General features: G+C 63.4%; 25 protein-coding genes, 1 tRNA gene and 1 pseudogene. 18 read left to right on the forward strand and 9 right to left on the reverse strand.

Annotated elements, in window-relative coordinates:
• The first annotated feature begins 6 nt into the window (after positions 1–6).
• Complete coding sequence (gene rng / locus ACSFA7_RS21680) at positions 7–1,533, forward strand: ribonuclease G (RefSeq protein WP_206173557.1); 1,527 nt, start codon at positions 7–9, stop codon at positions 1,531–1,533.
• A 7-nt stretch (positions 1,534–1,540) separates the two neighbouring features.
• On the opposite strand, the gene msbA is transcribed toward rng, so the two are convergent.
• Positions 1,541–3,325, reverse strand: a complete 1,785-nt coding sequence (gene msbA / locus ACSFA7_RS21685; protein WP_435501273.1) for a lipid A export permease/ATP-binding protein MsbA — start codon at positions 3,323–3,325, stop codon at positions 1,541–1,543.
• 252 nt (positions 3,326–3,577) lie between these two features.
• Here msbA and tolB point away from each other — a divergent pair, with 252 nt between their 5' ends.
• From tolB to ACSFA7_RS21710, 5 genes are all read left to right on the forward strand, one after another.
• Positions 3,578–4,804, forward strand: a complete 1,227-nt coding sequence (gene tolB, locus ACSFA7_RS21690) for a Tol-Pal system beta propeller repeat protein TolB (protein ID WP_307505962.1) — start codon at positions 3,578–3,580, stop codon at positions 4,802–4,804.
• 24 nt (positions 4,805–4,828) lie between these two features.
• The gene (pal, locus tag ACSFA7_RS21695) at positions 4,829–5,347 is read left to right on the forward strand and encodes a peptidoglycan-associated lipoprotein Pal (RefSeq protein WP_206173554.1); all 519 of its coding nucleotides are present in this window, start codon (positions 4,829–4,831) and stop codon (positions 5,345–5,347) included.
• Positions 5,347–6,096 carry a tol-pal system protein YbgF gene (gene ybgF / locus ACSFA7_RS21700; RefSeq protein WP_435501274.1) on the forward strand — a complete coding sequence of 250 codons (750 nt, stop codon included), beginning with the start codon at positions 5,347–5,349 and terminating at the stop codon, positions 6,094–6,096. The genes pal and ybgF overlap by 1 nt, the downstream gene beginning before the upstream one ends.
• Positions 6,097–6,115: 19 nt before the next feature.
• Positions 6,116–6,955: a tRNA threonylcarbamoyladenosine dehydratase gene (locus tag ACSFA7_RS21705; protein ID WP_435501275.1), complete on the forward strand. Its 840-nt coding sequence runs from the start codon at positions 6,116–6,118 to the stop codon at positions 6,953–6,955.
• 49 nt (positions 6,956–7,004) lie between these two features.
• A tRNA-Lys gene (locus ACSFA7_RS21710) sits at positions 7,005–7,080 on the forward strand.
• Between the two features lie 290 nt (positions 7,081–7,370).
• Here the strand turns inward: ACSFA7_RS21710 and ACSFA7_RS21715 are convergent.
• Positions 7,371–7,733, reverse strand: a complete 363-nt coding sequence (locus ACSFA7_RS21715) for a response regulator (protein ID WP_435501276.1) — start codon at positions 7,731–7,733, stop codon at positions 7,371–7,373.
• A 135-nt stretch (positions 7,734–7,868) separates the two neighbouring features.
• Entirely contained in the window at positions 7,869–8,000 is a 132-nt protein-coding gene (locus ACSFA7_RS21720) for a hypothetical protein (RefSeq protein WP_435501277.1), read from the reverse strand.
• A 491-nt stretch (positions 8,001–8,491) separates the two neighbouring features.
• Here ACSFA7_RS21720 and ACSFA7_RS21725 point away from each other — a divergent pair, with 491 nt between their 5' ends.
• The 4 genes from ACSFA7_RS21725 to ACSFA7_RS21740 all read left to right on the forward strand — a co-directional run bounded on the left by ACSFA7_RS21725 (position 8,492) and on the right by ACSFA7_RS21740 (position 10,694).
• Positions 8,492–8,827: a hypothetical protein gene (locus tag ACSFA7_RS21725; protein WP_435501278.1), complete on the forward strand. Its 336-nt coding sequence runs from the start codon at positions 8,492–8,494 to the stop codon at positions 8,825–8,827.
• A gap of 57 nt (positions 8,828–8,884) precedes the next feature.
• Positions 8,885–9,322 carry an Hsp20/alpha crystallin family protein gene (locus tag ACSFA7_RS21730; RefSeq protein WP_435501279.1) on the forward strand — a complete coding sequence of 146 codons (438 nt, stop codon included), beginning with the start codon at positions 8,885–8,887 and terminating at the stop codon, positions 9,320–9,322.
• Positions 9,323–9,341: 19 nt separating this feature from the next.
• Complete coding sequence (locus tag ACSFA7_RS21735; RefSeq protein WP_435501280.1) at positions 9,342–9,761, forward strand: Hsp20/alpha crystallin family protein; 420 nt, start codon at positions 9,342–9,344, stop codon at positions 9,759–9,761.
• A gap of 726 nt (positions 9,762–10,487) precedes the next feature.
• Positions 10,488–10,694, forward strand: coding sequence for a hypothetical protein (locus tag ACSFA7_RS21740; protein ID WP_435501281.1), 207 nt, complete (start codon positions 10,488–10,490; stop codon positions 10,692–10,694).
• Positions 10,695–10,963: 269 nt separating this feature from the next.
• Here the strand turns inward: ACSFA7_RS21740 and ACSFA7_RS21745 are convergent, their stop codons facing one another.
• Complete coding sequence (locus ACSFA7_RS21745) at positions 10,964–11,260, reverse strand: type II toxin-antitoxin system RelE/ParE family toxin (RefSeq protein ID WP_435501282.1); 297 nt, start codon at positions 11,258–11,260, stop codon at positions 10,964–10,966.
• Complete coding sequence (gene relB / locus ACSFA7_RS21750; protein WP_435501283.1) at positions 11,257–11,568, reverse strand: type II toxin-antitoxin system RelB family antitoxin; 312 nt, start codon at positions 11,566–11,568, stop codon at positions 11,257–11,259. The genes ACSFA7_RS21745 and relB overlap by 4 nt, the downstream gene beginning before the upstream one ends.
• A 124-nt stretch (positions 11,569–11,692) precedes the next feature.
• Between relB and ACSFA7_RS21755 the strand changes: the two genes are divergently transcribed.
• Positions 11,693–11,992: a hypothetical protein gene (locus ACSFA7_RS21755; RefSeq protein ID WP_435501284.1), complete on the forward strand. Its 300-nt coding sequence runs from the start codon at positions 11,693–11,695 to the stop codon at positions 11,990–11,992.
• A gap of 124 nt (positions 11,993–12,116) precedes the next feature.
• Here ACSFA7_RS21755 and ACSFA7_RS21760 read toward each other — a convergent pair whose 3' ends face one another.
• Positions 12,117–12,686: a Crp/Fnr family transcriptional regulator gene (locus ACSFA7_RS21760; protein ID WP_435501285.1), complete on the reverse strand. Its 570-nt coding sequence runs from the start codon at positions 12,684–12,686 to the stop codon at positions 12,117–12,119.
• Positions 12,687–13,069: 383 nt separating this feature from the next.
• On the opposite strand from ACSFA7_RS21760, the gene ACSFA7_RS21765 reads away from it, so the two are divergent.
• Positions 13,070–13,408 carry a hypothetical protein gene (locus tag ACSFA7_RS21765; RefSeq protein ID WP_435501286.1) on the forward strand — a complete coding sequence of 113 codons (339 nt, stop codon included), beginning with the start codon at positions 13,070–13,072 and terminating at the stop codon, positions 13,406–13,408.
• A gap of 201 nt (positions 13,409–13,609) precedes the next feature.
• Positions 13,610–13,891 carry an HU family DNA-binding protein gene (locus ACSFA7_RS21770; protein WP_435501287.1) on the forward strand — a complete coding sequence of 94 codons (282 nt, stop codon included), beginning with the start codon at positions 13,610–13,612 and terminating at the stop codon, positions 13,889–13,891.
• Between the two features lie 389 nt (positions 13,892–14,280).
• On the opposite strand, the gene ACSFA7_RS21775 is transcribed toward ACSFA7_RS21770, so the two are convergent.
• Complete coding sequence (locus ACSFA7_RS21775) at positions 14,281–14,535, reverse strand: hypothetical protein (RefSeq protein ID WP_307506589.1); 255 nt, start codon at positions 14,533–14,535, stop codon at positions 14,281–14,283.
• 369 nt (positions 14,536–14,904) lie between these two features.
• Here ACSFA7_RS21775 and ACSFA7_RS21780 point away from each other — a divergent pair, with 369 nt between their 5' ends.
• Positions 14,905–15,099, forward strand: coding sequence for a hypothetical protein (locus ACSFA7_RS21780; protein ID WP_435501288.1), 195 nt, complete (start codon positions 14,905–14,907; stop codon positions 15,097–15,099).
• A 63-nt stretch (positions 15,100–15,162) separates the two neighbouring features.
• Here ACSFA7_RS21780 and ACSFA7_RS21785 read toward each other — a convergent pair whose 3' ends face one another.
• Positions 15,163–15,471, reverse strand: a complete 309-nt coding sequence (locus ACSFA7_RS21785) for a hypothetical protein (protein ID WP_435501289.1) — start codon at positions 15,469–15,471, stop codon at positions 15,163–15,165.
• A gap of 265 nt (positions 15,472–15,736) precedes the next feature.
• On the opposite strand from ACSFA7_RS21785, the gene ACSFA7_RS21790 reads away from it, so the two are divergent.
• From ACSFA7_RS21790 to ACSFA7_RS21800, 3 genes are all read left to right on the forward strand, one after another.
• Entirely contained in the window at positions 15,737–16,234 is a 498-nt protein-coding gene (locus ACSFA7_RS21790) for an arsenate reductase ArsC (RefSeq protein WP_435501290.1), read from the forward strand.
• Between the two features lie 435 nt (positions 16,235–16,669).
• Positions 16,670–18,034, forward strand: coding sequence for a tetratricopeptide repeat protein (locus ACSFA7_RS21795; RefSeq protein WP_435501291.1), 1,365 nt, complete (start codon positions 16,670–16,672; stop codon positions 18,032–18,034).
• A gap of 78 nt (positions 18,035–18,112) precedes the next feature.
• On the forward strand, positions 18,113–18,706 hold the full coding sequence (locus tag ACSFA7_RS21800; protein WP_435501292.1) for an esterase/lipase family protein: 594 nt from the start codon (positions 18,113–18,115) through the stop codon (positions 18,704–18,706).
• Between the two features lie 335 nt (positions 18,707–19,041).
• On the opposite strand, the gene ACSFA7_RS21805 is transcribed toward ACSFA7_RS21800, so the two are convergent.
• Positions 19,042–21,033 (reverse strand): hybrid sensor histidine kinase/response regulator, encoded by a 1,992-nt coding sequence (locus ACSFA7_RS21805; RefSeq protein ID WP_435501293.1) that lies wholly within the window; start codon positions 21,031–21,033, stop codon positions 19,042–19,044.
• A gap of 375 nt (positions 21,034–21,408) precedes the next feature.
• On the opposite strand from ACSFA7_RS21805, the pseudogene ACSFA7_RS21810 reads away from it, so the two are divergent.
• A pseudogene (locus ACSFA7_RS21810) lies at positions 21,409–21,498 on the forward strand (integrase core domain-containing protein); the annotation flags it as partial.
• Between the last annotated feature and the right edge of the window lie 237 nt (positions 21,499–21,735).

The following is a 21,735-nucleotide window of genomic DNA, read 5'->3' on the forward strand; positions in this document are numbered from 1 at the left end:
AAATCCATGCAAGACATCCTGATCAACTGGTCCCCTCAAGAGACCCGTGTGGCGCTGGTCGAGCACGGCGCGGTGCAAGAACTGCACGTCGAACGCACGCTGGAGCGCGGGCTGGTCGGCAACATCTACCTGGGCAAGGTCTCGCGCGTGCTGCCGGGCATGCAATCGGCTTTCATCGACATCGGCCTGGAGCGCACGGCCTTCCTGCACGTGGCCGACATCGTCGCGCCGTTCACGCCGGGCTCGCGGCCCAGCGCGCCGACACCCGAGCGCGACCATCGCAACGGCGGTCCGATGGTGCCGATCGAAAAGCAGGTGTTCGAAGGCCAGTCGCTGCTGGTCCAAGTGATCAAGGACCCGATCGGCACCAAGGGTGCACGGTTGTCGACGCAGATCAGCATCGCCGGACGGCTGCTGGTGTTCCTGCCGCAGGACAACCACATCGGTGTCTCGCAGAAGATTCCTTCGGAGCAGCGCGAGTCGCTGCGCACGCGCATGCTGACGCTGATCGAGGCGGCTGCTGCGGCCGACAGCGGCGGCGTGGTGCCGGCCAATACCGGCGGCTTCATCCTGCGCACCAACGGCGAGGATTCGTCCGACGCCGAGCTGGCCGAAGACATCGGCTACCTGCGCAAGACCTGGTCGCGCATCCGCGACGCGTCGAGCAAGCTGCCCGCGATGTCGCTGCTGCACCAGGACCTGAGCCTGCTGCAGCGCGTGCTGCGCGACATGACCAGTGAAGACACGCAGACCATCCGCATCGACTCGCGCGAGCAGTTCGAGGTGCTGCTGAAGTTCGGCCTCGAATTCATGCCGCAGGCGGCGGGCAAGCTGCAGCACTACAAGGGCGAGCGGCCGATCTTCGACCTGTATTCGGTGGACGAGGAGATTGCCAAGGCACTGGGCCGGCGCGTCGAGCTCAAGTCGGGGGGCTACCTCGTGGTCGACCAGACCGAGGCGCTGACCACCGTGGACGTGAACACCGGCGGCTTCGTCGGCGCGCGCAATTTCGACGACACGATCTTCAAGACGAACCTCGAGGCGGCGCAGGCGATTGCGCGGCAGCTGCGGCTGCGCAACCTGGGCGGGATCATCATCGTCGACTTCATCGACATGGGGCGCGACGACCACCGCGAGCAGGTGCTGGCGGAATTCCGCAAGCAGTTGGCGCGGGACCGGGTCAAGACCACCGCGGGCGGCTTCTCGCAACTCGGGCTCGTGGAGATGACGCGCAAGCGCACGCGCGAATCGCTGGCCCACATGCTGTGCGAACCGTGCGCGGCCTGCGGCGGACAGGGCATCGTGAAGACTGCGCGCAGCGTGGCTTATGACGTGATGCGCGAGATCCTGCGTGAGGCGCGGCAATTCACGCCGCGCGAGTTCCGCATCGTGTCGTCGCCGCAGGTGATCGAGCTGTTCCTCGACGAGGAAAGCCAGCATCTCGCGGGGTTGAGCGACTTCATCGGCAAGCCGATTTCGCTGCAGTCCGAGCCCGCCATCGGGCAGGGGCAGTACGACATCGTGCTGCTCTGAGCGCGGCTCAGAGCGTCGGGTCTTGCCCCGGCGTCGCGCTGCGCACTGCCAGCGTCTGCAGGCGGGCATAGAGCCCGTCCAGTGCCATCAGCTGCGCGTGGCTGCCTTGCTCCGCAATGCGGCCTTGCTCCATCACGATGATGCGGTCGGCATGCTGGATGGTCGAGAGCCGATGCGCCACGATCAGCGTGGTGCGGTTCTGCATCAGGCGGTGCAAGGCGTCCTGCACCAGCCGTTCCGATTCGGTGTCCAGCGCCGAAGTGGCTTCGTCGAGCAGCAGCACGGGCGCGTTCTTGTAGAGAGCGCGCGCGATGGCGAGGCGCTGGCGCTGTCCGCCCGAGAGCTGCGTGGCGTTGTGGCCCAGCACCGTGTCCATGCCTTGCGGCAGGTTCTCGACGTGGGCGCTCAGGTTGGCGGCGACCAGGCATTCGTCGACGCGCGCGCGGTCGATCTCCGAGCCCAGCGCCACGTTGGCTGCCAGCGTGTCGTTGAGCATGACCACGTCCTGGCTCACCATCGCGAACTGCGCGCGCAGGCTCTTCAGCTTCCATTCGCTGGTGTCGTGGCCGTCGAGCAGCACCTGCCCGCCGCTGGGCTGCACGAAGCGCGGCAGCAGGTTGACCAGCGTGGTCTTGCCCGATCCCGAAGGCCCGACGAAGGCCACCACCTGGCCGGGCTGGATGGTCAGGCTCACGCCGTCGAGCGCACGCTGTTCGTCGTCGCCGCGGTAGCTGACCTGCACGTTGCGCAGCTCGATGTGGCCATCGGCGTGCGCCATCTCGAAGCTGCCCTGCGATTCGGGCGCGACCTCGTCGACCAGGATCAGGCCGCGTTCGAGTGCGGCGAGCCCGCGCGTGATCGGTCCTGCCACTTCGGCCAAGCGCCGGATCGGCGCAATCAGCATCAGCATGGCGGTGATGTAGGCGACGAATCCGCCCACGGTGAAGCCCTGTTTGCCGCTTTGCCAGAGGGCGATCATCACCACGATCGACAGCGCGAGCGAGGCCATCATCTGCGTGAGCGGCGTGGTGGCGGCCTGGGCGATGGTGGACTTCACGGCCAGGCGATTGAGGCGCTGGCTCAGTTGCTCGAAGCGGCGCTCCTGGGCCTGCTCGGCGCCGTGCAGCCGCACGACACGGTGGGCGAGCACGTTTTCCTCGACCACGTAGGCCAGCTCGTCGGTCGCCTGCTGGCCCTGCTGGGTGAGCTTGTAGAGGCGCTTGGAGAACACCTTCATGATCCAGGAGATGCTGGGCACCAGGAAGGTGACGATCAGCGTCAGCTTCCAGTTCAGGTAGACCAGATAGCCCAGCAGCGCGATGAGCGTGAAGCCGTCGCGCGAAAGCCCGAGCAGCGCCTGCACCAGCAGCATCGCGCCGGTCTGCACCTCGTACACCACCGTATTCGACAGGGCGCTCGCCGACTGGCGCGTGAACAAGGCAAGCTCGGCGCCCAGCAGGCGCTCGAACAGTACCCGTCGCAGCTTCTGCATGCCTTCATTGGCGATGCGCGACAGGGCATATTGAGAAATGAATTGCGCAATGCCGCGCACGGCGAACAGCAGCAATACGGCAGCGGGCACGAACCACAGCGGCATCTCGCCGCGGGTGAAGCCGCGGTCGAGCAGCGGCTTCAGGAGGGCCGCCATCAGCGGCTCGGTGATCGCCGCCAGCATGGCCCCGCAGAGGCCCACGGCCCACCATTTGCGCGAGCTGCCGAACCAGGTCATCAGGCGCGCCAGACGGCGCATCAGGGGAGGGCGCGCGGTCTCGCTGCCAGGGGATGCTTGCATGGCGGCGGATTCTACGGGTCGCCCCGAGGCTGGCTTTCGCAGGAGTCGTGTAGGACCGCGTCGCCGGATAAACGTTTTGTGACGGGGACGCCGGGCCAGTGTGTAACATGTGGCCCCTTGCGTCGGGCAGAAACTTTTTGTCCGAAAACCTCTCCGAACCGCATGAACAAGCCGTTGTCAGCTCCTATCCCAACTCCTTCTTCATCGCTATTTGCACGCCGCACGCTCATTGCGGCCCTTGCTGCCACCCCCATGCTTCCTGCACTGGCCCAGTTCCGGGTCGAAGTGTCGGGTGTGGGGTTGACGCAATTGCCAATCGCGCTGGTGCCATTCAAGGGCCAGGATTCATCGCCCCAGAAGATCTCGGACATCGTCCAGGCCGACCTGGAGCGCAGCGGCCAATTCCGCGGCGTCGACGCCTCGGGCCAGGCCTTGGACGAGGCCTCCCGCCCCGATCTATCGCTGTGGCGCCAGCGCACCGCCGACTCGCTGGTGGTCGGCAGTGTCACCCGGCTTGCCGACGGTCGCTTCGACGTGAAGTTCCGCCTGTGGGACGTGGTCAAGGGCCAGGACCTCGGTGGCCAGAGCTACACCGTGCCGCAGGGCGACCTGCGCCTTGCTTCGCACCGCATCGCCGACTTCGTCTATGAAAAGCTGACCGGCGAGAAGGGCATCTTCTCGACCCGCATCGCCTACGTCACCAAGGGCGGCAGCCGCTACTCGCTGTGGGTGGCCGATGCCGACGGCGAGAACGCACAGGCTGCGCTCGCCAGCCCCGAGCCGATCATCTCTCCCTGCTGGTCGTCCAATGGCCAGCAGCTGGCCTACGTCTCCTTCGAATCGCGCAAGCCCGTGGTCTACGTGCACAACGTGGCCAGCGGACAGCGCCGCCTGCTGGCGAACTTCAAGGGCTCCAACAGCGCGCCCGCGTGGGCACCGGACGGCAATTCGCTGGCCGTCACGCTCAGCCGCGACGGCGGCTCGCAGCTCTACACAATCCCGGCCGGCGGCGGTGAACCGCGCCGCCTCACCCAGAGCGCGAGCATCGACACCGAGCCGGTGTACTCGGCCGACGGCAGCACGATCTATTTCGTGAGCGATCGCGGCGGTGCTCCCCAGATCTACAAGATGAGTGCCAGCGGCGGCAACCCGACCCGCGTCACCTTCAGCGGTACCTACAACATTTCTCCGTCCGTCAGCGGCGATGGCCGGTGGTTGGCCTACATCTCGCGCATCGGCGGTGCCTTCAAACTCCAAGTAATGGAATTGGCGACTGGCAATGTGGCGTCCATCACGGACACCAACGCCGACGAGAGCCCGAGTTTTGCCCCCAATAGCAAGCTGATCGTCTACGCCACGCACCTGCAAGGCCGCGAAGCCCTCATGACGACCACGCTCGACGGAAAAATAAAGGCACGACTGGCGGGACAGGCGGGAGACATCAGGGAACCGGACTGGGGTCCGTTTCAAAAGCAATGATTAGGTTTATTTGAGGAGTTCGTAATGTTGAAACGCACAATTTATTCGCTGGCCATCGTGGCCCTCATCGCTGGCTGTTCGTCGGGCACGAAGCTCAACGAAACGCCCGTCACCGACGGCCGCGGTACCACGGCCCAGCCGGGCGGCGGCGCCAGCACGGTGACGCCGGTCAATGCCGACCAGAGCGCGGCCACGGCACAAGGCCCGGTCGGCGTGGCACGCATCGTGTACTTCGACTACGACAGCTACACGGTCAAGCCCGAGTTCCAGTCGATCATCGACGGCCACGCCCGCTTCCTGAAGAGCGCTCCGCAGCGTCGCATCTCGATCGAAGGTCATACCGATGAGCGCGGTGGCCGTGAGTACAACCTGGCCCTCGGCCAGAAACGCGCCGAAGCCGTTCGTCGTGCACTGACCCTCCTGGGCGTGAACGACAGCCAGATCGAAGCCGTGAGCTTCGGCAAGGAAAAGCCGGCCGTCCAAGGTGGCGGTGAAGAGGCGTGGGCACAGAACCGCCGCGCTGAAATCCGCTACACCCGGTGATGCCACGCGCCTTGCTGCGGGGCGCGGCGCTGGCTGCCGCCCTGCTTTGCGTCTCGATGGGATCGCAGGCCGCGTTGTTCGAGGATGACGAGGCTCGCAAGGCCATCCTCGACCTGCGCCAGCGCGTCGAGGCGATGCGCCAGCAAACCGACCAGCGGCTGACCGACGAAAACGGCCAGTTGCGTCGCAGCCTGCTCGATCTGCAGAACCAGATCGAGCAGATGCGCGGCGACCTGGCGCGCATGACCGGTCAGAACGAGCAGCTCACGCGCACGCTGAGCGAAATGCAGTCGCGCCAGACCACCATCGACGACAAGCTCAAGCAGAACGAGCCGTCCAAGGTGGCCGTCGACGGCCGCGAGTTCAACGCCGACCCCAAGGAAAAGGCCGACTTCGAAGCTGCACTCGGCATCTTCCGTGCCGGCCAGTTCGCGCAGTCGCAGACCGCCTTCGCCGAATTCGTCAAGCGCTACCCGCAAAGCGGCTACAACGCCTCGGCGCTGTTCTGGCTCGGCAATGCGCAATACGCCACGCGCAACTACAACGAGGCCATCGCGAACTTCCGCTCGATGCTCTCGCTCGCGCCCGATCACGCCAAGGCCCCCGAGGCCGTGCTGTCGATTGCGAACTGCCAGATCGAGCTGAAGGACACGCGCGCGGCACGCCGTACGCTGGAAGACCTCGCCAAGGCCTATCCGCAGTCCGAGGCTGCACAGGCGGGCCGCGAGCGTCTCTCGCGCCTGCGCTAGTGCCGGCGGAGCCCTCCGCTTGAGCGCCACCCTTCCTGCAGCGTTGACACCAGTCGCCGCGGATGTCGTCACCGACACCGCGGCGCCTGATTTTGCGCGCCGCTTCGGCGGCCTTGAGCGGCTCTACGGCGTGGCCGGTGCCGCGCGCATCCGCAACGCCCATGTGCTGGTCGCCGGCATCGGCGGCGTGGGTTCGTGGGCGGTGGAGGCCCTGGCGCGCAGTGGGGTGGGACGGCTGACGCTGGTCGATCTGGACCATGTGTCGGAGTCGAACATCAACCGGCAGATCCATGCACTCGAAGCGACCGTGGGGCAGGCCAAGGTCGAGGCCATGCGCGACCGCATTGCGCAGATCAATCCGGACTGCAAGGTGCTCGCGCTCGACGAGTTCGTGGAGCCAGGCAACTGGACTGCACTGCTCGACGCAGCACAGGCCGCGAACGGCCCGGCCACCGCCGTCATCGACGCCTGCGACCAGGTGAAAGCCAAGCTGACCATGGCCGTATGGGCACGCGCCTCGCGCGCGGCGTTCATCACGGTGGGCGCGGCAGGCGGCAAGCGGCAGGCGCACAAGGTCGACATCGACGATCTTTCGCTCGTCACGCACGACCCGCTGCTCGCACAGCTTCGCCAGCGCCTGCGCAAGGATCATGGCGCACCGCGCGAGGGCCGCAAGATCGGCGTGACCTGCGTCTTCAGCCGCGAAAGCGTCGCGCCGCCCGATGCGTCCTGCGCGATTGAAGGCGACGGTTCGCTCAATTGCCATGGCTATGGTTCGGTGGTGAGCGTCACGGCCACTTTCGGACAATGTGCGGCAGGTTGGGTTCTCGACAAAATCGCGAGCAACGCCACGCTATAATCTTTGGCTTTGCCGGATTCAACGTCGGCAAGAAGCAAAAAATGGTTCTGGGACGTTAGCTCAGTTGGTAGAGCAGCGGACTTTTAATCCGTTGGTCACTGGTTCGAATCCAGTACGTCCTACCAACAACTTCGAGGGTTAGCCGGTAAATGCCCGCTAACCCTTTTTCTTTGCCCTGCGCCCTTGTCACGATCTATGTCACGATCCGTGATTGGGTGAGACATTTGGCCAAACCTTCCATTGCAGCGCGTGTGCCGGGCTGTTGGTCACACGGCGATGCACCTCTGCTTCAGGCCTAGTCGGGTAGTGTGTTGAATTCCACCGTCCTCTGACCCTGGTTAGTTCATTGCGGCGCTTGCAACAAGTGGAGAGGGGCAAAACGCCACAGCCGGATCTAGCAGGTCTCGGCGCGCATTCAGCGATAGCGCTGGCAATGTTCAAAGAAGAGCTCCAGTTCGGTCGACTTGTCGAAGACCACGTCAGCGCCGAGTGCGAGGCACCTCGCCCGCATGTCGGGTGTCGGGTAGTTCGTCAGGACGACCACGTGTTGTTCAGAGGAGCGGTTCCCGACCGCACGGAGAACCGTCAGGCCAGACCCTTCCTTGAGAAAAAGATCCACAACCGCGAGCCGCCACTCGTTGGCCGAAAGCATCTCCAACGCTTGGTCAACCGTCTCTCCAACTGCGACTACTTCGGCCTCCAAGAAAAACTCGAGCGCAGGAATCAGGTTGTCCCGAATGGTCTTGCTGTCCTCGATAAGAATCGTAGTGAGAGACATCGTTCACACGCCCATAGCGTCCGGTCAATATTTCTCAACGCAGGGCGAATACCCTGCCGACTAAGTAATCGCTCGTTATACGAATCTGGCACTCCTGAAGTTGTAGTCCATTCGCTTGAACGATGCGGGCGGGACTTACTGAGCCTTTTGAGCCTTCACTTCGGCCTCGAGTGTTTCCGTGACTTCATCGAGGAGTTCGGCCGACTTGCTGAGCTTCTTTTCGAGTACGTCGGTCCGGCGCACCGCCTGACGCACGTCGGCGGGCACCGTTTCCGTTGGCACGTTCTTGTCGAGGACAGCATGAACTACAGCAAGCTCATCAGCGGCTTTCCTGATGGTCCTTGGCTTGGCTGCTCTTGTTGAGCGCGGCTTCAACCGCGGGGGTGTCCGTGCGCGGCTGTGGGGGAGTTGACATGTGGATCTCCCACGTTGAGGAATGGCAAATGGTGACCCCACTGTCATCCGAAGACGACCCGCTTTGGGGCGCCGCTCGCTGGATAAAGCGAGGCGCAGGCCGGCAAGACAACGGAGGCGTCGCATCTCGCTGGCCTGCAGATCGCTTCGCAGCGACAGAGGAGGGCGCAGGAACTAGGGGTACGCAATCGGGAACCTCGACCCGGCTCAGCGGGCACGTTTCCGCTCCCGCCTGCGGGTGGCGGGTCGAACCCGGCCGTCGAAATCTCCCTCTTGAAATCCGCGGCGGCCGGCCTATCTTTTCCTCCGTCGGAAATTGGTCGACCGAAAAAGGAGGTATTGAAATGACCATGAACTTGCTCAAGCAGATCGCCGGCTCACGCCTTCCCGTCACCTTCCATCGCACCGAGGACATCGACGCGGTCAGGGTCCTGCAGGCCGCCGGGCTCGTCATCGCGCTGGTCCCCGCGCCCTCGAATCCGCTGTGCCTCTCGGGCCCCGCCGCTGCCGCCCAGGTGCTGGCCGTGACCCAGAAGGGGCGCGAGGAACTCGCGAGATTCGACTATCCCCGATCGCCACCCCCGCGTTGGCGGCACCTGTGGCCGCGGATCAAGGCGTGGCGCCGCGTCGGTGCAGCTGCGCCGACGCGAGCGGACGATGCGCGACCCCGGGTGCACTAGGCCCCGCCGAGCCTTACCCGCTTCTTTCCTTCTTTCTTTTCACCTGGAGGTTTCAACATGTACCGGTCTTTCTTTCCGCGCGACATGCTTGCCGAGATGGATCGCCTGCAGCGGGACATGCAGCAGGCGTTCGATCTGGCGCCCACCATCCGCGGCGTTGGCAGCAATGGCTTTCCCGCGCTGAACGTCGGCGCGACGCCGCAGGCGGTGGAGATCTATGCCTTCGCGCCGGGCGTCGATCCAGCCACCCTGGAGGTCCATCTCGAGCGCGGCCTGCTGACCATCGCGGGCGAACGCAAGCGCATGCTGCCAGAGGCGGACGCGAAGGCTGCCGTGCACATCAACGAGCGCTTCGACGGCGCGTTCCGGCGCATGCTCACGCTGCCCGACGATGCCGATCCTGAAGCAGTCGACGCCAAGCTGCGCGACGGCGTGCTGCGCATCACCGCGCGACGCCGCGCGTCGGCCCAGCCGCGTCGTATTTCGATCCAGTGAGATGAAGGAGATGAATGCCATGAACAACGACATCCAGACCCAAGGCTCCAGCGAGACCCGCGCGCCTGACGGCTCCGAATCCAAGCAGCCCGCATCGCGTTACGGCACCGCAGCGCTGACGCCGCCTGTCGACGTGGTGGAGGACTCGGGTGGCATCACCCTGTACGCGGACTTGCCCGGCGTCTCGCGCGAGAAGCTGAACCTTCATGTCGAGGCGCAGACACTGACCATCGAGGCCGAGTCGAATCTGACGGTGCCCGAAGGCCTGAAGACCAGCCATACTGAGGTGGGGCTCGGGCGGTTCCGCCGCGTGTTCACGCTGAGCAAGGAACTCGACACGGAGAAGGTATCGGCGGAGCTGGCGCAAGGCGTGCTGAAGCTGAGGATTCCCAAGGCCGATCACGCCAAGCCGCGGCGCATCGACGTCCAAGTCGCCTGAGCGGCGTGTCGAGGGCGTGTGCCAGAGAAAGCAGCACGCTCTCGACGCGCGCTCGCAAACGATGCCTCGGAAAAGCAGCAGAAGGTTGGCCGATGGGCACAACCGAAGAGGAGGAGATTTTGACCCCAGCCGAAGCCGCTTCAGCCTGTGCGCGGCGATGAAAAGGAGTGCGCGCATGCCAATGGATTTCCTTCGGCGCATCGAAGATGCCTCTTTCCCCCTTGCAGTCAGGTCCGAGATGGATATTCACTGCACGGTGGTTCTTGCCGCCGCGGAGTTTGTCGAGGCGGTCTTGCCACCCGCCAGCAGCGAGGGCAGGGACAAACGGGCAGCAGTGGTCTTGAGAATCACGCCGCTAGGGCGTTCCGAGCTGAGCCGGTTGCGGGACAGAGGCACACCCAGGATAAGTTGAAACTCGCTCGGATGCCAATCATCTCCGAGTCGCAGATATCAATTCGAGGACAGAGGGCTCGAACGCTCCTTGGAGGCCCCGAGGCAGTAAGGCATGTTGAGCCTCCTGGCCCGCATGCGCTGACTCGCTGTTGGAGGCGGCCGGTAGCCAATATCGCCGCCAGCCGGATCGCTTCAGTTCGAACGTAAGCGAGATTCCCTGGCGAGGTGCCCTGCCGAGCACGCGACAGGGTCCGATCAATGGCATGGGCAAATGCGACAAGGTCGTGTGCACCACTAGCGCACCGCGGCCGACGCTTTGCGGTGAGAAAAATCATGAAACCTATTCTTAAGGCACTTGAGGTTGCCGCGTTCCCGGTGGTCGCCATCCTGTTGTTCGCGACCGGGCTTTTCGCGGCCGTTGCCCACTTGGTGGCCATGCCGGGCCTGTACCTCTGGGAGCGGTATCTGGAAAATCGGCCCCGGCGACGTCGTCGTCCGGACGAACCCTTTTTTTCGAGGCGGAATCGAGCCAAGTCGTGACAAAACGCCGGTCTGCTGCGCCATCTGGCGAGCGAGCTGATTTCAAATGGTCGCTCACTGCGTGCGAAGGATGGCACGGCGGCGAATATCGTGGCCGTGGCAGCAAACGTCCCAGGCTTTTTAACGGCTTCCCTCAACACCTGCTGGAGCAGTCGTGCATCTGATGCACGACGAGCCTCTCTTGCCGGCCTATCGCCTGCTGAGACGAATCCCAATGTCGACTCGATCAGGAGGACGGTGGCTGCGCAGCTACGAGCAGCGAAGCAGACCTACTCTTGAATGTCGTCTGGCCAAAGCTGCTTGCCGTGCAACACACGCAGGATTCGGATTGCGTCCCCGATGATGCGATAGGCGACGACGTAGGGCGTTTTACTGATGACCAGTTCTCGTGTGTCGTCGACGCGACCTGGGCGCCCGAACTCCGGGTGATCGATCAGCACTTCGATCTGCCGCGCGATGCGTTCGTCTATTGCGATTGCCGCGCGCGGGCTGTCCTGCTCAATGTCGTAGTAGTCGAAAATGCGATCCCGGTCGTCGAGGGCCACAGGCGACCATTCAATTCTCACGCGCCACCCTTGGCACTCCTGCGCAGCGCCGCGGCGCGACGATTTGCGAAACGGGCTTCCACTTCATCGTGCGGAATGGGAGTACGCGGATCGTGTAAAGCTTCCTGCACCTTGGCCCGAAACCAAGCGTCATGAGCATCCGTGTCGGCGACCAGGCCGACAGGAAGCGCACCTTCATTCGCAACGCGCGTCAGCACGATCCGAACGACGTCCGAAACCGTCAGACCCAATCCGTCGAGGACTTCGACCGCGCGGTCCCGAACATTTGCGGCGATGCGGGTTTGCACCAAGGCATTGGCAGTGGTCATCAACGGCTCCAAACAGCGGGTGAGGAGAAATTGTAATGCAAATGAATGGCATGCGGCGCCACCGCACGCAAAGATCCGACAGCTCACTGCGCCCCCTTGTGGAGCCATCTTCGACTTTGCTCCGATGTTCCTCGATCCTGAGATCATCCCGCGCAGTTGCCACTGGCGAGCCAACGACGGCAAGGTGCAGCGCGACTGGACAGAAATTGTTGAAAACCTGGGAGTGAATGACAACGAGCGAGGCGCGATCGCCGAAGCCCTGCACCGCTTCGCGCCGAAAGTAGCGGCCCTGCCTGAGATGGCGAAAGACTGCGGTGTCGAAGCGCTGGTCGTCGAGGCCTGTCGAATGAACATCGATACCCAGGCGCAGCAACTCTATGCATTTGCAACACTGGTGCCCAAAGGGGTACGCTCAAATGGCTGACGTGGTCACTCGCAGTTCCTGTTAGAGGCCAAGGAGATTGGTCAGTCGATCGCCCATCTGTCTCCACGCCGAAGCCTACTTGGGATCGAGCTGCACGAAGCGGGAGCGCAAGTATCCGCTGCCGTCAATCCAGCGCGTCGGTATATGCCTTCCGATCAGCCGCGTAGCAGCCACATGCTGCCGCTTCCAGGCCGCTGCGATCAAGCACCTTGAGATCGCCGCGGTGATAAGCAATCAGCCCGCTGTGCTGCAGAGCATTCGCAGCCACGGTGACGCCCACGCGTCGCACGCCAAGCATGTAGGCGAGAAATTCATGCGTTACGCGAAAGCTGTCGGAATGGGCGCGGTCCTGGGTCATCAGCAGCCACCGGGCCAGACGTGGACCGATCTGGTGGAAGCGAAGACATGCGGCCGACGTTGTCAGCTGGGCCATCAGCACGTAGAGGTAGCGGTTCAACACGCGCCGCAAAGCCGGACTGTGTTCGAGTTCCTTTTGGAGGGCCTTGGCGTCCACGCGCCATGCCGTCCCTGCGCCCTGCACGACCGCACGCAAGGGCGTCTTGCTCATCCCCAGCACTATCTGCGTGCCAAGCATGCCCTCGCGCCCGACCATCCCGACTTCGAGCTCGGGACTGCCACCGGTCAACGTCAGCAGTGAAATGAAGCCTTCCTTGGGGAAATAGGCGTAGCCCATGGACTCTCGGGGCGTGCAAAGCACCTCGCTCAAGATCAACGGAGCAGGTTCGCAAATGGCAAGAAAGCGTTGCCGCTCCCTCGCGGGAAGCAGTTCGATCAGATGATTCTCGGCGTCAGTCAATCTCGCCCCCCGGGTGCGTTGCAGTCAGAACCAGTCTGCAATCCGCGCTGAAAATTTACTGTTCGATAGCGCACATAGCGCTCAGGCGTTCTCGACGAAGGAGCTAGGACCGCCGAGGATGCGAACGACGGGCATGCCAGACGCATCAGGCAAGGATGCCGACCTACAGCCGGCCACCTGTGCGCGATGCAACGTGTGCAACTTGTTGAAGCGCAAAAACGCCAAGGCTCCCAATGGATTCACTGTCAGAGCTTTTTCGCATGGAGATGCCTCCTTGGCACATGGTGCTGCGAGGCACGCTGGTCTATTGGTTCCTGCTGCTTATATTCCGCTTTCTGCTGCGGCGAGACGTTGGCTCGCTCGGCGTGGCAGATCTGCTATTCGTCGTGCTGATCGCCGACGCGTCCAGCAACGCGATGCAAGGCGAATACAAAACCGTGACCGACGGTCTCGTGCTCATCTGCACGCTGGTGGGCTGGAACTATCTACTCGATTGGGGCAGCTTCCACTCGCCGACGGTTTCGCGCTTTCTCGAAGCCCCCGCCCAGCCGCTGGTCAGGCATGGCCGCATCGTCCACCATCGTCGATGGCCTGATTGAAGATCGCAGTGGGAACGTCGAATTTTCAATGAACTTCGACCTCACGCCGTAGCTGTAAGCACCATCGGTTTCAGCTAGACCGTATTTCTTCGGTCATCGCAAACAAGCAGGGCCAGCGCCGCGTGCGGCTTCCCGGTTTCTGGCAAGCTTGGCAGCTGCAACCGCTTTCCCCTTACCGTTCCACCGAAAGGAAACTCTCTTTTGAACAAGGCCGAACTGATCGCCGCAATCGCTGCGGATACGAATCTGAGCAAAGCCGACGCCACTCGTGCGCTCGAATCGACACTCAAGAATTTGTCGGACGCCTTGGCACGGGACGAGTCTGTGCAACTGATCGGCTTTGGCTCCTTCAGCGTGACGAGCCGTGCTGAACGCCTTGGCCGCAATCCTGCGACGGGGGAGCCGCTGACGATCAAAGCGAGCAAGATGCCGAAATTCACGGCTGGAAAAGCGCTTAAGGATTTGGTCAACGCCACGAGCTGATCGCTCTCCGCCGCCCGATCATCCGGAAGCGATCTCCCCCTCGAATGCTGCTTGCATCGGACTCATCCCCCGCAGAAAAGCCCAGCGCGTCACTTCTTGATGAGACAGCCTGCGAATTGACCACGCCACCAAGCCACGCGGGTTTTCGGAAAGAAAAAATACTTCGATTTGCCGAGTTCGGGTGATGTATCCCGGGACTTGATTCCGTTGCCTTCGACCGCCCGTTGCAAGCCCTGGCCGGTTGTGAAAACGACTCAGCCGCTGAGCTTCGATTTCGGGCACTTCGTGTGCCTTCTCGACGGCTTCGCGCTCCCGCGTGTGCGTTGCTGTCAGCCGCGCCTGAAAATCTGCAATGTCGCGACGCCAACGTTACGAACGCCGACTCGCTCCTAGTGCGATGCCTGGACGTTCACCTGATAGGACACGTCGAGCAGCTTTCCTTTGCGCGCGTAGTACCTATCCAGCCGCCATTCCTTGAGGATGTCGAGGGCGAGATCGAAGGTGCTCAATTCGAGCCCATAAAGGTTTGCAAGAGGGAAGTCCGCTTCCGCCTCCAGTGCAAGCACCAGGCGTGCAAGCGTCTTGGCGTCGTCGCTTTCCGGAGCGGCGGTGATGATCTGACGAGCTTTTTTGATGGCGTTCATGGTGTCCTTGTAGAAGGTAAACGACGCATGTCATGGCGGCGTAACGCCAGGCGGGCCTAATGCCCATCCGCCTCGCGAATCGCGTGCTCCATCCCGCGCTTTGCTGCGGTGCCGCGAGCGGATTCAGTCTAGCACCGCCACCCTCCGAGCTCTGGCTCACAGTTTCAGATCGATGCGTCATTCCTTCGTTTACCGTCACGTCCGGGTAGATGTGGAAATCGGCATGCGCGACGGCGCGTGCTGGTGGGTTTGCAGACTCGGCGACCGGGCTTTGGAGCTTTCGGGCAGGGCGGCACTTTCGGGAGGAGATGCCCTGCGCCTTGCTGCAGATGCCGCACGTGCCAGTCTCGATGCGATAAGCACCACACCGTGAAGAGCGCTGTCCTGAGCCTGCGCGTCGAATTCGTGCCCTATAGCGGTGGCTTTGCCTGGGTCATCCTGGACCATGAGTCGCAAGACGACCCAGTCGAGATTGCGGCGTCGCTATGGAGCTACCGTCGGGCCTCTGAAGCGCTTGCGGCTGGCGAATCCGTGCTGCGGCTTACTGCTGCCTCATCGGTCTAGCTCCCTCCGCGCATGGTCGTCTCACCGTCGCTGTGCGGTGGCGTTCATCACACTCCGTCGCATCTAACGCATGTGAGCCATGTCTCGCAGATCGTCGCGCAACGCGGTCCGGTCGGCGCCATGCAGCGGCAGGTTGATCAATAGTTCCAGTCGTCGCTTCAGGGAATACAGGATATGCAGCGCATCGTGCCCGACCTGCTCTGCCTTCTTGTCGGCGGCGACGTCCGGGTAGGCCCACAGCGCTGCATCCGGCTGCCCTGGCCAGTTCGGCTGGAGAGCCTGCACGCCAGCATCGAGCGTGATCACCAGATCCACAGCGAGCGAACCGGTACGCGCAAGCTCGTCCCAACCACGGCCGGATGTCTTGATCACAGGGATGCTCGCACTGTGGAGCGCGCCCGCCGCCGCCGGGTGGATCACTCGTTCGATATGTCCCGGTTGCCCGCATGAAAAGATCGTGAACCGATGCTTCTGATCCAAGTGCGCAAGGACGCTTCCGCCAGCACGCTGCGCAAAGAATTTCGCCTCGAAACGAAAACAACCCCAATTCGTCGTTGCATGAACTCAATATAGCGCGGTGTCACGCGCAGGTAATCCAAGAAGAGGTCAATCGGCCGGTCCGTCACTTCGTCTCGCCATGACCTCAACCCACACCACCAATGTGCTGTTCATCTGCAACAGCAACGCCGCCCGAAGCCTCATGGCTGAGGCACTTCTCAACCAACTGGCTGGCGAGCGATTCCACGCCTACTCCGCCGGCAGCACTCCGGCACCCGACGGGAAGCCTGACCCACGTACCCTGAAGGCGCTTCAGGATGGAGGTATTTCCACAGAGGGGCTGCGCAGCAAAAACTGGAGCGAATTCGCCTCGGCATCAGCGCCCTCGATGGACCTGATCGTCACGCTTTGCGACGAAGCCGCAGGCGAAACATGCCCCGTCTGGCCTGGCCGCCCCGCGACCGCCCATTGGTCGCATCCTGATCCACGCGCCGCAGATGCGCAAAGGGATTCCGATGCCTTCGTTCAGACAATGTATGCGATCCGCCGGCACATTGATCTTCTGGTCGCACTGCCTGACGAACGAATTGAGCACCTCGTCCTCGAGTCTGAAGCTGCTCGCATCGGCAAGAGTTAGGGCGGATGTTTTTTCTTGCCAGGCCGCAGCTGGATTGCGGGCAGCCGAGATAGCGCCGGTTGCTGCTGTGGGAGCCGAAAGGCCAAGGCTACTTTCCTAGCTCGCTTGGGAAATCGGAATTCCCTCGACACGCGCTGAATATTTTTCGGTGAAGTTTTCGTGACGAACCGCAGTTCACCTTGCTCCACAACGTCTTAGTTGCGGGTGCGGTGCGAGCGTGCGGGGGCGAGAAAAGAACGGTGACCAAGACGGGTCGCTTTTCGCGAGAAAACCAAGAAATGTAGAGAGGGCGGGATGGAATCTTCATTCGCATCGGATGCCGTGCTCTCGAGGAGCGCCACCGGCAGCTGGGCAAACGATCCTGCCGCCGAACCACCAAACCAGCCTAGCACCGGTGCTGGCGGCCAACTGGACTTGAGACGTAGAACCTTGACGATGTCGGACCTCGCAACGAGCGGAAAGATCCCCGCGGTACTTCTTCTGTCGCTGCTTCTCGGAGCATGCGCGAGCCAACCCGAAGGAAAAGGCGAGGCGGCAGCGGAGGGCATGGCTTCGACCAAGCCAACGCCCACCACGACCGATGAAGAGGTTGATGCCAACGCGAAGCTGGTGCTGCAGTCGCTGGAGTTGATCCAGGCGAAGAAGCCGGCTCAGGCGTTGCCTCTGGCTCAACAGGCCGTCGCAGAGTACGAGAAGCGCTATCGCCAAAGCGGTGGCCTCTCGTTCTCCTCGCGATCCCTGGTCGAAACGCTTGCCTACCTGGCGCAAGCCGCAAGCGCGAACACGCCGGCGCAGGTTCATGGCCCCTGGTGGGGCTTTGCGCACTTCGCGAAGGGCTTCGCGCTGGTCGATCTGTATCGGATTTCGGAAGCCAAGGAGGCGTTCGAGACGGCCATCCACCTGTCGCCACAGAACTCCAAGTATCTTTCGGAACGGGGCAACATCGATGCGCTGGAGAAGAACTGGCGCGCATCGTTTGACAGATTCAAGCAGGCACTGGAAGCCGCAGCGCTCAGCCCAGAGCAGGTGAAGACGTCGGAGACTACACGTGCGTTGCGAGGCATGGCCTATGCCGAGATCGAGCTCGGCAATCTCGATGCCGCCAAGGCGTTGCACGAACGTGTCCTCGCACTGGATCCCGCCAACGCGATGTCGCGCAGCGAACTCAGGTACCTCCAAAACCTGAAGAATCGCGCCCCCAATGTTGGCGCCCCCGCCAGCATCGGAGCCAATGCAGGCGCACCGGCTGCGAATCCGGATCCCCGCTTCGCTCCCGAAGCCCAGGCTCGTGCACTCATCTCCCTATGGCAGGAAACCTGCTTGAAGCACTATGGCAGTCCACTGACCTTGCGTGCGGCGATGGTGAAAGCCGGATCTGGCTACGTGGAAAATCCGCCGAACGCGGCCAGTTTTCTCAAGGGTGAGCCGGGAACAGTTTGGGATGTCAGCAGCAGCGTTTACTCACAGAGAGTGCTGGTCCTGCTCGACAACGGCTTCTGCGAGATCCGTGCGCAGAGGGCTAGCGCCAAGAATGTCGACGCGGCGTTCGCGCAAAGTGTCGAGGCCCTGGCCGCACCTGGTGTGATGGTGCGGAAACTTTCCGATGGGCAGGTTCCGGATTACGGAGGACCGCTGCGCAAGACCGTGTACTGGGTCAAGAACGAGGGCGACGGGCGGATATGGCACTTCGGCTCGGGCACAACGGACAGCCTGCAAGCCGCGACTCAGGCGGTACTGGCAGTCAGCCCGGAGGGCGCGCGCTTGAAGAACAAGATCACATTCCCAGCAGCGAAGAAGTGATGCGACTTGGTCGACGGAGGAGCCGAGTCCATTCCGGCTGTCGGACAAAAAATTGAAACCGCCCAAGGAAAATGAAGCATGAACGTGGTGCTTGTGCATGGCATCTTCGACGATGGCGGGATCTTCCAGCGTCTAGAGCGCTGTCTGCGAGACGCCGGCTACCAATGCTGGGTGCCTGCGCTCAAGCCCGCGGATGGACGTCGAGGCATCCATGACCTTGCCTGCAAACTGAAGGCGTACATCGATGACAGGATTGGCCCGGCGGAGCCGATCGCCATCGTCGGCTTCAGCATGGGGTGCATCGTCTCACGCCACTATCTGCAATTGCTCGATGGACATGCGCGCACCCGGGCGTTATTCGCCATCTCGGCACCGCACCAGGGGACACTGGTCGCGTATCTCTATCCGGGAAAGGGCGCCCGGGACATGCGGCCGGGCAGCCCGCTGCTCGAGGAGCTAAAGCGTACCGAGGATTGTCTTGCGCGGATGGCTGTATTCGGATACTGGACTTCTTTCGATGCGACGGTGTTTCCGGCTAGAAGCTCCCATTGGCCTCTTGCATCGAGCAGCCTCAATGCCCGTGCCCTGCTCCATCGCTTCATGCCGGCCAACGAACGCGTGTGCGCGGACATTGTTCGGCGAATGGTAGCCTTGGACGTGCCCCGCGCTTGAGGCGAGGATCGTGCTTTGGGTAGGCGCCGTCAACTCATGCTCTTGGAGCAGCGGGGTTGAATCTGTGGCTGTCGAGGACACGGTACTGACCCCCGAGGCTCCCGTTCCTGACAGTCGCACGCGGCATGCAAGGTAAGAGTCATCGCCTCAGCAAGCGCGATGGCCTACTTGGTCACAGGGCGAGGTCGCGGCTCGAACATCGGTACCGTGGTGCCCTTGGCCTCGCTGCCGTCGGTTTTCCAGGCGACGGTACTCGGCGGGAAGACACGGCCCGGTGCAAAGTCTTGTCGCCGCACTGGCCGTGGGGCGGAGCAGGGCAGGCGGGACGCAGCTCCTCAAGCCGCTGGAACGTGGCCGCTGTCGCCCGCCTGCATCGTTCCTTTCTTCTGGATCACAGCCAGCAGTTCCTCGGGATCGAAAGGCTTGATGAAATGGGCGTCGAAGCCCGCCGACCTCGCACGCTCCTTGTCGGCTTCCTGCCCCCAGCCCGTGGCCGCGAGCAGAAGGGCCTGCCGCCCCCACGGTGTGCGTCGCACCGCTTGCGCCACTTCGTAGCCGGTGAGCTTGGGCATGCCGATGTCCAGGATCAGCACCGACGGCTGCACCGCTTGCGCCACGGCCAGCGCCTGCGCGCCGTCGGTGGCGACGTGCACGCGGTGGCCTTCCATGCGCAGCAGCTCCGCCAGCAGCATGACCGCGCTCACGTTGTCGTCGGCCACCACGATGCTGAGCGAAGAAGTCGCGGCGCCGGGGGGCAGGGCATTGCCTGCAACGGGCAAAGCCGTGGCGTTTCCCCTGGGCAGCCGCACCACGAACCGGCTGCCTTTGCCGAGGCCCTCGCTCTCGGCGACGATGGTTCCGCCGTGCGCCGTGACGATCGCCCGCGCCAACGCGAGGCCGATGCCCAGGCCGCCCTCCGGCCGGTGCAGCACCGTGTCTTCCTGCGAGAACATCTCGAAGATGCGTTCGAGCGAGCCGGGCTTCAGGCCCATGCCGTTGTCGCTCACGACGAATTCGCAGGCATCGCTGTCGGCGGCGGATACGGTGATGTCGATGAGCCCGCCCACCGGCGTGTACTTCGCCGCATTCGTCAGCAGGTTGGCGATGACCTGCGCAAGCCGGACCGGGTCGGCCTCTAGCGCGATGTACTCATCGACCTGCACCGTCGTCTTGTGCTTGCGGCTGCGCAGGAGCGGGCCGGCGTTCTGCAGGGCGAGCTCGACCGCCGCGCGCGCCTGCACACGCTCCTTCTTCATGTTCAGGCGGCCGCTCTTGATGCGGCTGGTGTCCAGCAGGTCGTCCAGCAGCCGCGACATCTGGTGCACCTGCGAGCGGATCAACTCGGCGGTGCGGTGGGTGGCCGCGTCGGGCGCGCGCTTGAGCAATTGCGCCGCCAGGCCAATGGGCGCGAGCGGGTTGCGCAGCTCGTGCGCCAGCACCGCGAGGAATTCGTCCTTGCGGTGATCGGCCTCCTGCAGTTCGAGCGCTTGCACGCGAAGCTCGTGTTCCATGCGCTTTCGCTCGGACGATTCCTGCAGCACGCCCAGGATGCCGGTCACCCGACCCGCATCGTCGGTCTGCGGCGTGCCCCACACCGCCAGCCGGCGCTCCGGCTGCGTTCCGGCGAGCCGGTATTCCTCGCGGTAGGTTTCGCCGCTCTCCACGCTCGCCTCGACGGCGCGCACCGTGCGTTCGCGGTCGTCCTCGTGGATCCGCTGTGCCAGCTCGCGCCAGGTGATCGGCGCCACCGAAACGCCGAAGAGCTCCGCCGCGCGCGGCGAGAGCGTCACCAGGTCCGTGGCCGAGCTCCAGCTCCAGTCGCCCATTTGTGCCGCGGCCAGGGCAATACCCAGGTGCTCATTGGTGAGTTGCAGCGCATGTTGCGTGCGAGTGCGCTGCATGCTCTCCCAACACCGGCTGCCGACCATCTGCACCAGTTCGATGTCGCTCGCGTTCCACTGCCGGGGCGTGCGTTGGTGCACGGCCATGGCCGCGACGAAGCGGCCGTCCTTGTGCAGCGGAATGCAGATGACAGCCTGGATCGCGGTGAGCCGGTAGGCTTGCAGGTCCATGCCTGCGGCGCGCGGGTCGGTGTCGATGTCGTGGACTACATAGGGCTCGTTGGCGCGCATCAGGCGCAGGCACTCGGCGCCGAACTGCGAGAAGGTGTAGCGGCCCACGATGGAATCCACGCCGCGGCTGTAGTCGCCGGTTAGTGTGAAATGGTCCTCGTCGCTATCGACCTCGGCGTAGGCGCAGCGGTTCACACCCATGTGCGTTCCCAGGAGGCGTGCCGTGAGCTGCATCACCTCGGCCGGATCGCTCAATGGCTGCGTCGCCTTCGCAAGGTGGTCCAGGAATTCGATCTGAAGGCCTAGGCTCGGGCGTGCCTCGGCAGCGCCCCTTTCGGCAGGCTGGCGGGGCGGGACTGCATCAGGGGTCACGGCATGGCCTCGGAAGCTCGGAAAAAGAGAAAAGTGCAGGTGGGTGGGGCATTCCCATTTTGAGCGAGGACTGTCGCTGCAGTGGACATCGGACCCCTGTCAGCGAACTTCGCGCGAGGCAGGCGGCGAAATGCCCGCGGCCGCGTGCGAAATCTTCAGGCGCCGCCGCGCGCCGGCACTGGCAGGGTGACTGACACCGCATCCCATGACTTGCCGACCCTGGCGGCAGTCATTGGTGGAAGGGTTTGCCGTCATCCACTGGCAAGCTGGCAGCACCACTACAACTGGCATCGCCCGCACAGTGGCATTGGCGGCATTGCGCCTCCATCCAGACTCAATTCATCATGAAACCTCTTGAGGCTTCACAACTAGCGCGGCCGGCGCGGCCGAGGGTCCCCCTTGCGGTCGTCGACCTGCGATTCGGCGTCGAGCATTCCTGTACCTCGCCGCCGGGCTCGCCGCCGCGGCGCACGTAAGCGTCGTACGCGCAGCGCGACGACGATCTTGCATGGCGAGCAAGTGCGACGAGCCGTGGCTTCGTCCCGCTCGTGGGCAAGGCGGGTTTTCGCAGCCTCGATGCCCCAC

This window comes from Variovorax trehalosi, assembly GCF_051216415.1.
GTDB lineage: Bacteria > Pseudomonadota > Gammaproteobacteria > Burkholderiales > Burkholderiaceae_C > Variovorax.